The organism is Liquorilactobacillus sp. (assembly GCF_047719775.1).
Taxonomy (GTDB): Bacteria; Bacillota; Bacilli; order Lactobacillales; family Lactobacillaceae; genus Liquorilactobacillus.
The window spans coordinates 1-13,971 of record NZ_JBDNTS010000034.1 but is presented as its reverse complement, the minus strand read 5'-3'; the positions used below and the strand labels follow the sequence as shown (position 1 = coordinate 13,971).

At 32.8% G+C, this 13,971-nt stretch carries 16 protein-coding genes; 3 read left to right on the top strand and 13 right to left on the bottom strand.

Features of this window, described 5'->3' with window-relative positions; translation table 11 throughout:
• Positions 1-334: 334 nt before the first annotated feature.
• The 7 genes from ABF682_RS11510 to ABF682_RS11480 form a co-directional block, all read right to left on the bottom strand.
• Positions 335-826 carry an IS30 family transposase gene (locus ABF682_RS11510; RefSeq protein ID WP_415619887.1) on the bottom strand — a complete coding sequence of 164 codons (492 nt, stop codon included), beginning with the start codon at positions 824-826 and terminating at the stop codon, positions 335-337.
• Positions 827-893: 67 nt separating this feature from the next.
• Complete coding sequence (locus ABF682_RS11505) at positions 894-1,340, bottom strand: NUDIX domain-containing protein (RefSeq protein WP_415619885.1); 447 nt, start codon at positions 1,338-1,340, stop codon at positions 894-896.
• 330 nt (positions 1,341-1,670) lie between these two features.
• Positions 1,671-2,030 carry a DUF4440 domain-containing protein gene (locus ABF682_RS11500; RefSeq protein ID WP_415619884.1) on the bottom strand — a complete coding sequence of 120 codons (360 nt, stop codon included), beginning with the start codon at positions 2,028-2,030 and terminating at the stop codon, positions 1,671-1,673.
• 83 nt (positions 2,031-2,113) lie between these two features.
• Positions 2,114-2,266: a hypothetical protein gene (locus tag ABF682_RS11495; protein ID WP_415619883.1), complete on the bottom strand. Its 153-nt coding sequence runs from the start codon at positions 2,264-2,266 to the stop codon at positions 2,114-2,116.
• Positions 2,267-3,228: 962 nt separating this feature from the next.
• Positions 3,229-3,843: a Type 1 glutamine amidotransferase-like domain-containing protein gene (locus ABF682_RS11490; protein WP_415619882.1), complete on the bottom strand. Its 615-nt coding sequence runs from the start codon at positions 3,841-3,843 to the stop codon at positions 3,229-3,231.
• 232 nt (positions 3,844-4,075) lie between these two features.
• Positions 4,076-4,273 carry an IS3 family transposase gene (locus ABF682_RS11485; protein WP_415619881.1) on the bottom strand — a complete coding sequence of 66 codons (198 nt, stop codon included), beginning with the start codon at positions 4,271-4,273 and terminating at the stop codon, positions 4,076-4,078.
• Positions 4,203-4,499 (bottom strand): transposase, encoded by a 297-nt coding sequence (locus ABF682_RS11480; RefSeq protein WP_415619886.1) that lies wholly within the window; start codon positions 4,497-4,499, stop codon positions 4,203-4,205. The genes ABF682_RS11485 and ABF682_RS11480 overlap by 71 nt, the downstream gene beginning before the upstream one ends.
• 67 nt (positions 4,500-4,566) lie before the next feature.
• Between ABF682_RS11480 and ABF682_RS11475 the strand changes: the two genes are divergently transcribed.
• A complete protein-coding gene (locus ABF682_RS11475; protein WP_415619880.1) occupies positions 4,567-5,049 on the top strand; it encodes a GNAT family N-acetyltransferase in 483 nt (160 codons plus the stop codon).
• 235 nt (positions 5,050-5,284) lie between these two features.
• On the opposite strand, the gene ABF682_RS11470 is transcribed toward ABF682_RS11475, so the two are convergent.
• Positions 5,285-6,238, bottom strand: a complete 954-nt coding sequence (locus tag ABF682_RS11470; protein ID WP_415619879.1) for a zinc-binding alcohol dehydrogenase family protein — start codon at positions 6,236-6,238, stop codon at positions 5,285-5,287.
• A gap of 93 nt (positions 6,239-6,331) precedes the next feature.
• On the opposite strand from ABF682_RS11470, the gene ABF682_RS11465 reads away from it, so the two are divergent.
• Positions 6,332-6,790: a MarR family winged helix-turn-helix transcriptional regulator gene (locus ABF682_RS11465; protein ID WP_415619878.1), complete on the top strand. Its 459-nt coding sequence runs from the start codon at positions 6,332-6,334 to the stop codon at positions 6,788-6,790.
• A gap of 63 nt (positions 6,791-6,853) precedes the next feature.
• Here ABF682_RS11465 and ABF682_RS11460 read toward each other — a convergent pair whose 3' ends face one another.
• Positions 6,854-7,030: a hypothetical protein gene (locus ABF682_RS11460; protein ID WP_415619877.1), complete on the bottom strand. Its 177-nt coding sequence runs from the start codon at positions 7,028-7,030 to the stop codon at positions 6,854-6,856.
• Positions 7,031-7,167: 137 nt separating this feature from the next.
• Between ABF682_RS11460 and ABF682_RS11455 the strand changes: the two genes are divergently transcribed.
• Positions 7,168-8,109 carry an aldo/keto reductase gene (locus tag ABF682_RS11455; protein WP_415619876.1) on the top strand — a complete coding sequence of 314 codons (942 nt, stop codon included), beginning with the start codon at positions 7,168-7,170 and terminating at the stop codon, positions 8,107-8,109.
• Between the two features lie 689 nt (positions 8,110-8,798).
• Here the strand turns inward: ABF682_RS11455 and ABF682_RS11450 are convergent.
• The 4 genes from ABF682_RS11450 to ABF682_RS11435 all read right to left on the bottom strand — a co-directional run bounded on the left by ABF682_RS11450 (position 8,799) and on the right by ABF682_RS11435 (position 13,914).
• Positions 8,799-10,358 (bottom strand): hydantoinase/oxoprolinase N-terminal domain-containing protein, encoded by a 1,560-nt coding sequence (locus ABF682_RS11450; RefSeq protein ID WP_415619875.1) that lies wholly within the window; start codon positions 10,356-10,358, stop codon positions 8,799-8,801.
• Positions 10,359-10,362: 4 nt separating this feature from the next.
• On the bottom strand, positions 10,363-11,469 hold the full coding sequence (locus tag ABF682_RS11445) for a DUF917 domain-containing protein (RefSeq protein ID WP_415619874.1): 1,107 nt from the start codon (positions 11,467-11,469) through the stop codon (positions 10,363-10,365).
• Between the two features lie 117 nt (positions 11,470-11,586).
• Positions 11,587-12,882 (bottom strand): purine-cytosine permease family protein, encoded by a 1,296-nt coding sequence (locus ABF682_RS11440; RefSeq protein WP_415619873.1) that lies wholly within the window; start codon positions 12,880-12,882, stop codon positions 11,587-11,589.
• A 195-nt stretch (positions 12,883-13,077) separates the two neighbouring features.
• On the bottom strand, positions 13,078-13,914 hold the full coding sequence (locus ABF682_RS11435) for a LysR family transcriptional regulator (protein WP_415619872.1): 837 nt from the start codon (positions 13,912-13,914) through the stop codon (positions 13,078-13,080).
• Positions 13,915-13,971: the final 57 nt, after the last annotated feature.

Here is a 13,971-nt window from a genome sequence, read left to right as displayed (position 1 = left end):
ATATATATTATGTAAACTAGATAGAATAAAGAAATGAATATAGATTGTCAAATACTGCAACCACCCTATTTGCTTATTAATTAGCTTAAATACCGATAAAACAATGTTTTAATAGCAAAAATAAATTTGGAAAAGAAAATAAAAATCAAAAAAGGGTGCAAAAATTTGTAAAATAAGTCGTTGAAAATTGTAATCAGCAAAAACAACTAGCTTTACTGATTGAATTTTGACGACTTATTTTTGATTTTCATGCCTAAAGCTATTAATTTAGCGATTTATTTCAATGAATTTGACTGATTCAGTATTTATTAGTATTTTTAGAACGTCTTAAATTTCATTTATAACCAAATTGATCCAAGACCTTACAAACGGCTTTTCCAGTTTGTGATTCGGCTTTTAAAACAATATAATAACGAGTTTTCCGTTCACAAAACGTCACAAAGACTTGTTTATAGCCCATTTTTGGTAAAACACAGTCAACTTCCCAATGACCAAAAACTTTGCGTTTATCAACGCCTACAGAACGTTCTTCGATTGAATGCTTAAGCGGACGAACAAGCTGTTTTTCTTTTTGTTTCACCCTTTTCTTCTCAGTTTTTAATTCAGCCGCCCTCTTTTCTTTAGCACTCATTTCAGCCACACGTTGCGGTCTCTTATGGCGGTAGCGTAAGCTGGCTTCAGAAACACCAGGAATCATACCGCGATAAATCCAGTTATAAATTGTATTGCGACTCAATTTCAATTCTTTGTGAGTTTCAGCAATTATTTGCGGTGACCATTTATCATCTAAAATCTGTTTAGTAATAATCTGTTTTTTTCTTTGGATACTTTTTTTTCTAGGAGTGGTATTTGATTGAATTAGGTTTTGGCAAGTTAAATCAATTTTAGCGGATTTAATATCCCTTACTGTTAAAGTAAATTTCTTTTGTTTCGCCCTTAAGCCAAGAGTTGTAGACAGTATGGACTACATTATTTAATTTATGAAGTTTAAGCTGTTCCTTATTAATCCAGTAGGCTTTGCCTTCATATGTTTGTTTTATAATTGTGTTCGAAACATTTGAATTATATTCAACTTCATAAATAAAAATGAGTTCTTTAGCTCGAGTATTTAAATTAAAGTTTACTAATCCTACTAGTTGAGGTTCCTTTATGTCAATTCCCGTCTCCTCTTTTACTTCTCGAATCACAGAATCTTGAATTGATTCGTTTGCCTCTACATGCCCTCCAGGAAAAGTAATACTATTATCAAACTCAGAATCTATTTTATCCATAACAAGAATTTTATTACTATTTTCAATGATACACATATTTGTAAGCTCAGTCTCTGTTGTTCTTTTCAATAGAAGTTCTCTCTTTTCTATAAATACCTTGTTCGCTACCCATACATAAGACCAATCAACTAATCTTTAACTTTCTTCCTACTTTACCGTTCTCTACATCTTCAGTCAAGTTAGTTCCGTTTTAATCATTAGAGTCTCAATAACATCTATTATTTAGACATTTTGTATAATGAATTTAATAAAATATTGCAAATCTTCATTAAAACTATGTACATGGTCCATTTGATAGAAAGTGCTGGTTTTACTTAAAGAATTTATTTCTTTAGTTGTATCGAACACGTAAATCGGTTTGCTGCTTTTCTTTTTGTTTCACCCTTTTCTCTTCAATTTTTAATTTATCAGCCCCTCCTCGCTTATAGATGTGCCTTGATGAAAAAAGATTTGCCAATTACCCTTAGCTTGTTTTTTCCAAAATGACGTTCTAAAAGCAGATGCATTTGTTTTTTTATCAGTTGTTTTGAAGGAATTCATAATCAAGTCTTCCTCTATTTTTTGACTAGAAAAATCAAAAATAGTGAGCCTTGTTTCTGATAAAGCTTGATGACTATTTACATAGTTCATTTCCATTGCTTTATTGTAAATTTTCCCTGATACTCCAATTTCTTTATAGTTTTCAGCGAGCAGTGTGTTAAAATCTTCTTTTCGATAAAAAAGCAATTGTTCTTCCAGCTCTTTTAATATATTTTCCATTAGTTTAATCCTCCCTTTCACAGTTTTTATAATAAAAATATTATCACGATTTACCTTAGAATGTTATTTATTTCTATACTTTTTTATAGAATTATTAATGGGGTTGTTTTCGGTTTTATGACTTCTCCTCTTTCTTCTAAAATAATATTGTCACCAGTAACTCGAATCCCAGCATCAACGTAGCGACCATTGGGAATAGCATCATTTTCAACTACTAGATTGATTAACTTTACCATTGAATTGAACTGTAAATCCTTTTCTCCTCAGTTTTTTATTCATCAGCTCTTTTTTTATTTAATCTTCACTTCAGTTACACGTTTTGAACTTCTCCACTGATATTTATGCCAATAAAACAGATTAGATTCAGAAACACATTGAGAGTTAATTTACTCTCAACTGTATAGAGTAACTCTTTCCGCAATTCTTTTTAAGCAATATTTTGCGATTGTTTTCTTATACTTAAATTTTAGGACAAAAAGCTACGATCCTAAAATAAGTTAAACTATCAAAATATCCCTTAATCATTAATTCAAAGATTCAAAAAATAAAAGATTAGTGCTTGACTGAACGTAGAAAAAAAGCCAAGTCAAAAATTAACTTTTGACTTGGCCCCATGTAGATTATTATTAATAGACAAATTAAAACAGCCCAGTAAGATAAAGTTTCTGCTTTTGGCACATCACTTTTTCTTTTAATTTAACCAATTCCGTAGCAACAACTTTAAATCACTTTAAAATCATCAGCAACTTTATCAATTAACTACTGGACTGCCTATTATAAGGGATTTTCAAACTCTGGCCTCTTTTCTAACCACCTTGCGGCAGCTATTTTTGTTTCATCAGAGTACTTGTTTCTTTTGATGAAACTTTGATTACAGCATCCGCCATAATCCCCTACACCAATAATATAACATATATCCCAAAAAACGCAAGCGCTTTCTTTTAAAAAATAAAAATTATTTTTATCATTTTAAGCAACTTTTAAACATCTTTGACTTTTATGAATACCCACCATTTCTTTGAAATTATAGCTGGGTCAATCCTCAATTTTACTAGTTACCTTGAAACCTTGAAAAAATACATAGGAAATAAGTACCATAAACAATATCATTGGAACTTGAGACTTGATCAGCAACTTTGTATCCAATTAAACCTTTTTTGCTACACTTGCCAAAAATCACTGGATAATCATTGCACGCTTATATAATACTTATCTTACCATCATCAACAAATATAGCTTGTTTGTTATTAATGGGAATCAATTTTATTTTTTTGTGGTATTTTCTAAATGTTTGCTGTACTGTTTCGGTAAAAGGTTCTTCTATATAATGAGGTAACGGATAGAAATCTACTATACCTAGACCACTGTAATCTTTTAATTCAGGTGCTAAAGAAGTGCTATCCATGATTTTATTATATTCGATATCTTCCGCTAAGATTATTCCTCCAGCAGATTCACCAATATATAGGCAATCATTATTAAGTTTTTCTTTTAGTAATGGAACAAGATTTTTCTTTTTAATTTCTTGAAGTAAATAAAAAGTATTTCCACCTGAAATGTATATAATTTTTGCATTTGCTATTTCCTGATAACATTTCTTTTGACTCTCATTGGATATATCAAAAATATTTAGTGTATAGCCTAACCTTTCTAATAATTTTATCCCATCATCAATATATCCTGTATAATTTTCTACATTACCTGCTGTAGGAATAAAAAGAATTTCTTTGCTAGTAATTTCTTTCTTAGATATAAACTCGATGAATTGTTCTTCTATTCCCGCTAAATAAGAAGTTACTAATATATTTTCCATTTTGAAATTTCTCCTTACTTTTGTGACTCCTAAATCTATTCTAACATCTGAAGAAAACAATTCCTTACTAGAGATGCAATTAAAAACTATCATAATCAATAAAAGTACTCACAATTTCTTATCCTAATTATTACATACATTTTTAAATGGATCTGAGTCAAGTTTTTAGACACCTTTTAGTAGAATTGTTGAAGCAATTGATTACGAATTAATTCATTGTTTTGGCTGAAAATTAAGCAGTGAATTGTCGTTGCTCAAACATATTCGGTGTCAAATAATTCAAACTACTGTGAATGCGATGATTGTTGTAAAAACCCTCAATGTACTGAAATAGCGTTATTTTTGCGCTTTCGAAATTTTTATAAGTGTGTAAATAGACCTCTTCTTTTTTCAAGGATGCATGAAAAAGATTCAATAGTTGCGTTGTCATAAGGACAGCCTTTGCGACTGTAAGAATGTTTGATTCCAAGCTGTTTAAGGGCTTCGTTAAACGTATTGCTGGTGTATTGAGAACCCATATCTGAATGAAGAATCAAATTTTCCTTAGATATTTTCTGAGTTCCACAAGCTGCCTTCAAAGTTTGTAGGCATAAATCTACGGTCATGTTTTTTGAAAAACAATGGGCAATGATTTTCTTCGAATGAAGATCTTGGATGATTGTTAATAATTATTAATCTTGTAATAAATTTATAGTGTATATTAGCCCTAAGGAGGTAATTCAAATGTGTATTCAAATATCTTTTAAACAAGCTACAGTACAGAATCTTGAAGAAATAGTGACAATGTATAGAAAAAGTTTTAAAAAATTATACGAAAAATATCACGATGATACAACTAGCCCATACAAAGAGCCTAAAGAAGTCATTGAGAACAAATTATCATTAAAAAATAGTTATTATTTTTTTATTCAACAAAAAAAGAAAAATGTTGGGATTATTAGAATTTTATTGGATAATAAAGAAAATACAGCGAAAATATCACCTATTTTAATTTTACCCGAATTTCAAAATCAAGGACTAGCGCAAAAATCTTTAATTCAAATCGAAAAAAAGTTTCCAGATATTAAAACCTGGGTGCTTGATACAATAAAACAAGAGAAAAAATTAGTTCATTTATATCTAAAAGCTGGATATCAAATAATAGACGGGAAGGAATCTAGAATTCAAGACGGCATGAATATTATATACTTTTATAAAAAAGTTTAAAATATCTCAATCTTTATTCAAATTCTATTAATCGAGAAACTTTCTCTTTTCGTTATTATTTGAATTAAACCAATTGTATTAAAATGTTGTTTGAGTTGCAATGGTATTGCTATTTTTTCTTTCAGTACCACCAATCAAAAATTACTTAGCTAGTCTAAAATATTAATAAAATACTTAAACAGGCTCTTCTTATTAATATTGTTCCCTCCAATATTTTCACCTCCCAACTTATATATTAAATAATTATAACTGGGCGTGGATGACTAGGTGCTTCCCAAGCTTTTTTGATATCTTCTAACCTAAAAGTAGTATTAGGAATATGCCAGTGATTGGTTACGGCCAATTCAAATACCTTTTCAGCTGATAAGAGCAACTCCTTTGAACCTACTGAACCCAACCCTGATCCCATTAAAGTCAATTTAGTAGATCTTAGTAATGCACCAGGTACGATTATTTCTTGTGCAACAAGTGTACCAATCTGAATATAACGAACTTCAATTTGGTGATTACCAAACTGATAAATTGCTTGCATAATTTGTTGAGCAGTGTCTCCCCACAAATAGTCTAAAACGATTGTGACATCAGTAATAATTTTTCCTAAATCAACCAAATATTGAGTTTGTTCGTTATTACTATAATCAGATGAAGATAAGTATTCGTCTGCGCCAGAGTGTTCCAAGGCATCTTTATTTCTACCAATAGCAATAACCTTTTTTGCTCCTAAAGCATAAGCCATCTTTACAGCTAACATACCAGCAGTTCCCGTTGCTCCATTAATTAAAACAACATCATTTGATGCAATTTTGGCACGATAAACTAGAGCGGCATATGAGCTCATACCTGGATTAGCAATAGCTGCAGCCGTTATCGTATCCAATTTTTCTGGAATTTTTACTGTCCGATTTTTGTTAACAAGTGTTTGTTCTGCTAAAGCTCCATATAAACCTTGTGAACCAATAAAATAGAACCTATCACCATCAGTATCTTCTCCAACACCCTCTATTCCAGCAACTTTAGGAAATGCATCATGACTAGAGTAATGACTTCCTAAAGAAGATGACTTGCCAACCATAGTCAAGGCACTGGCTTTAACTGTTAGAATTAATTCATTTTCAGTAGATTGTACTGGTGCATCAATTTCTTCAACTACAGGTAAAATTCCTTTGTTTTTAACGATTGCTGCTTTCATAATAAGCACCTCTTTCAATTTATGTGCAAAATGCACTTAAATTACTATACCACATTATGTGCATTTTGCACGTTTTTTGTTTATAATAAAAATATGGAAAATAAAAAAATACAAGAATTATATGTTGAAGCATTAAAGTTGGTAACTTTTTTTAACCGACCTGAAAATGATAAATTTTTACTTGAAAGCAATAATATAAATTTGGATTTTAAGTTGTTTCCTTTATTTGTTGCTATTTCAAAGCTGCAACCAACTACGGTTCAAAAACTAAGTAAGTTTTCAGGTAGACCGCATTCCACAATCAGTCGACAATTACAACGTTTAGAGAACGCTAAGCTTATTGATACAATAGTAAATGCGGCAGATAGCAGAAGCCATTTCATTAAATTAAGCCTTACTGGTGAAATGCTTTCCGATAATATTAAGTCGGCTAGAATCAAAACTATGAAACAAACTTTGAATGATATAACTGATGACCAACAAGAGACCATTTTAGATAGTTTAAAGACATTAAATAGAATAATATTAGCCAAAACAACTGAAAATAAATAGATAATCTATACCCAAATTATCAACTCAAATAATGTTAGGGAAAAAAGACTTCGTACTCTCGTATCATTGTTTAATAGCATGATTCACAGAATCTGTATATTTGGCATCAAGTGTTCGAACAATCTCAAATCTGTTTTTTTGTTCAGTCAATGTTAGTAACGCAATCTTTGACCCATTTCTTTTTCCAATAACCGCTTCGATTTCAAAGTGACCGATTTCCCCTTGTTCAAGTTCGATCAAGTGCTGATCTTTGCGACGAAGTGTGGTAAAATTTATTTTATTTGAGGTAATGTGACAAATGATAGCGCTAACTATATATTAAGGATAATATCAACTGCACAGAGCCTATTTTTTATCTTAATAAGGAGGAATTAACTGTGAAACAAGTAAAAATCGGTAACTCGGAATTTAAAGCTTCTGCTGTTGCATTAGGAATCATGCGGATGGATAAACTCAGTGTTGATGAGGCTGTGACAATTTTAGAAGAAACTAAAAATGATGGAATTAATTTCATTGATTCTGCTAATGTTTATGGCATGGGAAAGGCAGAAGAAATCTTCGGTAAAGCCTTCAAGAAATCTTCTTTAACGCGTTCTGATTTCTATATCCAATCAAAGGGCGGAATTTACTGCAACCCTGATCGTAATATGGAAATTACCCGTTATGATTTCTCGCAAGCAAATCTGATTAATACTGTTGACGGAATTTTACAGCGGATGGGGATCGATTACTTGGATAGTTTCTTATTGCATCGTCCCGATGCTTTAATGGATCCCGCCGAAATTGCTACGGCCTTTGATATTTTACAACGAGATGGTAAAGTTCGGCATTTTGGAGTGTCTAATCTGAACCCGCTGCAAGTTGAATTGATTCAGTCAGGTATTAACCAAAAACTACTGATTAATCAGCTTCAATTTGGTGTAATGCATACAGGACCGGTGGATTTCGGGATTCATACTAATATGCTGGATAAACGCAGTATTGACCATGATGGCGGCGTCTTGGAATATTCACGGTTGCATAATATGACTATTCAAGCTTGGTCGCCATTCCAATATGGGCAATTTGAAGGAACTTTTATCGACGATCCTAATCACCAGGAAGTTAATGACGAACTGCAAAAATTAGGAGATAAATACCATGTGTCTAAAAATGCGATTGCTACTGCCTGGATTTTGCGTCATCCTGCCAAGTTGCAAGTAATTGCAGGTACAATGAATCCAATGCATTTGCGTGACAGTGCTAAAGGTGCTGATGTCGAGTTGACAGCGCAAGAATGGTATGATATTTACATGGCAGCAGGCAATGATTTGCCATAGAAGTCATTTTCAAGTTAGTGTTTAAGTTTTATAAATATTTACATTTACATTCATAAACCTTGCTGCTATTTTTAGTTTATTGCTTACAAAAACGGATCAGGTCAGAAATTATCTTTTTGACTTGATCCGTTTTTTTCCAGATAAACATGTTTTATAAGTCAATATTTCTCGTCTGGCTAGGAATTTTACCAATAGCAAACTTGTTCGCTATTTTTGTAATTGCAACTAATATACAAATTTTATTTTACTAATATCAAAACATTGTCTAAGCCCATCAACTGTTATTAATATCTTATTCTCATTTAATTAATTTTTTTACATTATAAGATTATAGAGTTTAAGAAAGAAAAACGTTCACTGAAATTTTGTGGCGAAATTCCTTTATTCTTTTCTAATTCCAGATCTAAATTTGCCATTTTGGAGCCAGTTTTTATGTTTTTTGCCATTTTTAGGCTTGTCATTAATAGTTCAACGAGGCATAACTTGGTTGATAGCTACTAAAAAATTTCCAAATAATATATCTGTTACTAAAGAATACCTCCTCAAAGAAAAATAAAAAAATAAAGGCTTTTTCTTCGAGAAAATTTATTTAAGCCATATCTTGTTTGTTGTCCATGTATTTCGGTACATTCATCGTTCCTTTAATTACATATAAGAATTCATATTCTTCATTACTATCATGACCACCACTAATTTTTCATGAAGTCTCCTACTACTTTTACCTTAACCTTTGTTGTTTCACCAGGTGCATAAGCTAATGGCATTTCTTCAATATCTACTAAATGAATACTTTCAGGATTTGCTCCTGCTTGAATAGCCTGTTTCTTTGCCAATTCTTGTGTATCATATAACGCATCCATGCGCTTATATTGCGCATACTGATATATTTTTTCATATTGACCACCAATTTGTGCAATAGTTGCACCTATTGCATTTGCTACACCTCCCCTTTCATCTCTAAATATATGATCAATGCCCTTTAGGTACTCCGGTGCAATAATAGCACCACCTCCGACCAGAATTAAATCAACTTTTTCTGCACTGGTTTTCATTTTATCAATGGCATCTTCCAAAATTGTTGATATTTTTCTAAATGCTTTATTTATAAAAAGTTTATCTAATTTCTTAACTTTTGTAGAATCTCCCACTTTAGCTATGCCCATTGCTACTGCAATATCTGTCGCTGTAATAGTCTGACCGCCAAAGACCAGTGATTCATGAGTAATATTATATCCAACAGAATCTGGTCCAACAGTCACATCTCCATTATCTAGTTGCCTGACAATAGACCCTCCTCCAAGACCAACTGATAAAATATCGGGCATCCTAAAATTGGTTTGGATTCCTCCGACATTAACTGCAAGTGATGATTCTCGGGGAAAACCATTAACCAAAACACCAATGTCAGATGTTGTACCACCGATATCCAAAACAAGAGCCTCTTTGATTTTAGCTAAATAAGCAGCTCCGCGGATACTATTTGTCGGCCCAGAACCAATAGTTAATATTGGGTATTGTTTTGCGTAATCCAAAGTCATCAAGGTACCATCATTTTGAGTAAGATATTTATTACAACTTTTTACCCCTTCATCTTGTAGTGCTTTGTCAAATCCAATTGCTACTTTGTTAATAACTTTATATAATGAAGCGTTTAAAATTGTTGCATTTTCACGTGCAATTAAGCCAAGAGAACCAATTTTCGATGAAATCGATATTGGCACATTACCTAGAATTTCAGTTGCTAGTTTTTTAACAGTTTCTTCTTGATCTGGGTTTAAACTGGAAAAAACACCAACAATAGCAATCGAATCCACTTTTCCTTTCAAATCTTTTAGTACTTTACGAATTTCATTGTAATCAATAGGTGAAATATTAGTGCCATCAAATTCATAACCACCATGGACTAGCTGATAAGTACCAGATAAAAGTGAAACCATATCACTTGGCCATTCTGTGAATGGCACAATAGAGGCAGTTGCAGGATAACCCAAACGAATAACACCGACTGTCGCTAAACTTTTTCTCTCTACTATAGCATTAGTTGCTTGAGTTGTTCCCAACATAACATCCGTAATATGATCCAGATTGACACCAGACTGATTCAATACATCATGTAGTGCATTTGAAATCCCAGTTTGAATGTCTTTTGTGGTGTGTTGCTTGGTAGCAGCAATCACTTTATGTCTTTCATCTAAGATAATGGCATCTGTGTTAGTGCCTCCAACGTCAATCCCAATCTGATAAGTCATTTTTTTATTCTCCCATCTTTGAATACTTCTCTACAAGTTGCTCCAGTGGTACGTAATCTATGTCGTAACCAAAGTATCGTGGCCCAACGGTCGCAATCCCAGCCTCTGTTCTCCATTTTGAATTTGCAGGTAGACCTAGCACGTTGACTCGCTTACCGTAACGTAATTCTTCATTTGTAACTGGAATTAAAGTGTCTACATCTACTAAAGTTATTAAATCAGGGGCTGTAGCCAAAACCTGATCACTCACTTTAAAAATAATATTTTCATTTTGAAATGATACAGAACCAAAACTCTGCTCAAATTCACCAAATCCCTCTATTGTCACTTCGCCAAAATTGAAACCATCTTTTGTCGTATGATTAATATCAGTAATTTTTCCAGTAAATAACTTATAACCCTTCGTAATCTGCAATAGCTGTGTTAATGCAGCATCAACCGTTTCAAAATCACTAGCACTGTCAATTAATTCACCGATTTGTTTACTTAAACTAATAATTCCTGTCACACCATTTGCAACTAAATCTTTACCATGAACCGCATCTCCCGCTACTGATGAAGTTGCTCCCATTTTAACAGTGATTGTTCGAATAATTTTTTCGGCCCATTTGGCATCAATCGTATTCACTAATGCATTATTGCCGCGTTCATCGGTTATAACTATTGGTGTAACTGGATGACCTGCTATCGCAAAGGTTGTCATCTGCAACTCTGGAAATGCACGTCCCATACCATCTACATCAACAAGTGGAAGACCTCGACGAGCTGCGACCATGATTGGAATCATAGAATTAATACCACCGGCCTCAATCGGATAAGTAGCATAGACTTTTTGCCCATATGTTTCCTCTAAAAGAGGAAATGCTTTATCATATTCATTTCCATTGGGGAATTTTTCTAATGAAACTGCTGGTGCTCCCACCATTGAAGCAGAAATTACTAAAGCATCTTCCGGCACGTCAGTTGGATCAATTAATTGAACTGGCCCTTTCTCACGAACAGCTGAAATAGCCATTAAAGTGCCCACATACGGATTTCCACCACCCCCAGCACCTAAAAGAGATGCTCCTATTGCAATATGTTTAATATCATCAATGTTAATCTGTGTCATAAATAAGCCTTCTAACTTTGTATTAATAGATTTTTGATAATCGCACAATCGATGTGTGGTTTATTTCTGAGGTTCATTTCTAAAGAAATGTATTACTAGATTTTAGAATAATTTGTTTTATCTCTTATCAAATATTTTCATACCGACGTAATAGACAACACTTGATACAATTAATACTGTAAAGGACTGTACTCCCCATGTCACAAAATATCCCGTAGCTGCTCCGGCAATCCAAGCTACTAACGTTACAGGATGCATGGTTTCTGTGTAACTTGGCAATGTTCCTGTCCGACGTGATTCATCCAAAATTTTCCGACTTCTCTTCAACACATAATAATCAATAAAAATAATTGCGGCTATTGGGGGGAAAACAATACCTAAAATTGTTAAAAATCCTGCAAATTTATCAATAATTCCCAGAACTGAAGCTATGGTCCCAAAAATTCCAACAACTAGTGTCACGCCACCACGATTGAAATCAATTTTAAATACCTGTTTGAAGAAGTTAACAAATCCTAAGCTAGCTGAATATAAATTAATATCGTTGATTTTTAACGTTGATGTAATGACCAACAATATACCTAAGCCGCCAGTTAGCTCGTAGATAATTGGTAAAATTTCTTCTGTTCCAGTTGCATGAGCCATCAAGACTCCTAAAACATTTACGCCTAATTCCCCAATTGTTGTACCAACAACAGTGACCCAAAAAACATCTTTCCCAGTTTTAGCAAACCTTGTAATATCGGGCATTATGATAGCACCGATGATAAAATTTCCTGTGACTAGAGTAATAGCAGTCGTTAGTGTTAATTTTGCACTGGGAGCAGACATAGAAATTAGGGTGCTTAAACTGTGTCCTTCTAACATATTGACTGTTGCCATGATTATCATCACTAAGAACAAAGGTAGCGAAATAACGGTCGTCCAAGCTAAACCTTTAAATCCAAAAATAACTGAAAGTGTAACCAATAATCCTGTTATAGTTGCTACCACACCAAAGGGCCAATGCTGACCTGAAATAGTAATAATGCCTGCAGCAAAATTTGAATTTTGGATACCGAACCAGCCGATAAGGCTAATTGCAAATGCAACCCCCACCAATGCAGAACCAACAGTACCAAACCCTGCCCACTTAGCCAAAAGACTTGTTGGTAACCCTTCTCTTTGTCCCGCTAATCCTAAATAAAACGCAATAACCTCCAAAATGACACTACCTAAAATTGTTGCTATAACTGCTGTTTTAAAATCCAAGCCATAGCCAAGTTCAGCTCCCAACATGAATTGACTTAAAGCAACAAACCCACCAATTTGAATGGCTAGAACCTGCCACAATGGTTGTCTTTTATCCATTGGAACACGACTTAATGAAAAATCATCTACCTGTGCAACAACTTTTTGTTCTTCTTTATTCATGGTGAAAACCCTCTTTCTCAAATTTGGAAAAACAAAAATAAAGTAATTATAATATTTCTGTATTTCTTATTACATTTTTATAATCCAATTCCATTTTGTTTGCAATTGTTTTATTTCCAAATTTTAACCATGAATTGAAAAATAGAGTTACCAAGGCACTAAATTGAATATTAATTATTCATGTCTATCTAATAATCAACTAACTATTCCATTATGGAATTCTTTTTTTATTAATTGATTAGTCATTACAAATTCCCAAAATAAATCAGCTGGTCTTGAATGATCCATTTGACGTCGTCTAACTAGTACAACTTTCCCGCCCTCTAAATCATTAAAAGGAACTAACTTTAGTTGGTGCGTTTCTTTATCAGGTATTATATGTTTAAGTAAAATAGAAACTCCCATATTTGAAGAAACCGATGACAGAATCATATCCAAATTCTGACCAATATATAAAATTTGAGATTCGGCAAAGTCTTTTTTTAAGACATTTAAAATAGGATCAACTTTTTTTGTACTCCAGTCCAATAAAAAAAATTTTTCATTCACTAAATCTTTGAAATGCAATTCAGGATAAGTTGATAGCGAGTTATTCCTGTTGACCGCAACTACAAATTCTTCGAACTCTCCAGCGAGTGCTTCATAGTTTAATAAACTAATGCGCTCATTCATTTGATGGAAAAATAAAAAGTCAATTTTCTCTGGAGAAATATCTTTTTCCCAATCACGCATGCTGGATTCTTGAAAGCGGACCTCTATAGCCGGGTATTTCTTTTGAAATTCTTTAATCACTTGAAAAATATGATAGTTAACGATTGATGGAATTGTAGATATTGTTATAGTCGGATGAGCTTCCTCCATCTGAAGTAATTCATATTTCATTTGGAATTCCTGATCAAGCATTTTTATAAAGTAATCAAAAACTAATTTTCCTTGTTCATTTACTACGACACCATTATTATTTCTTTTTACCAATGGTCCAAATTTCTTTTCAAGAAAAGCAATATATTTTGAAACAGTACCTTGACTCATAATGCTCCTATCCTAGTATTTGGTACATAAATTTCTGAACAGTTGTGCCATAATTAA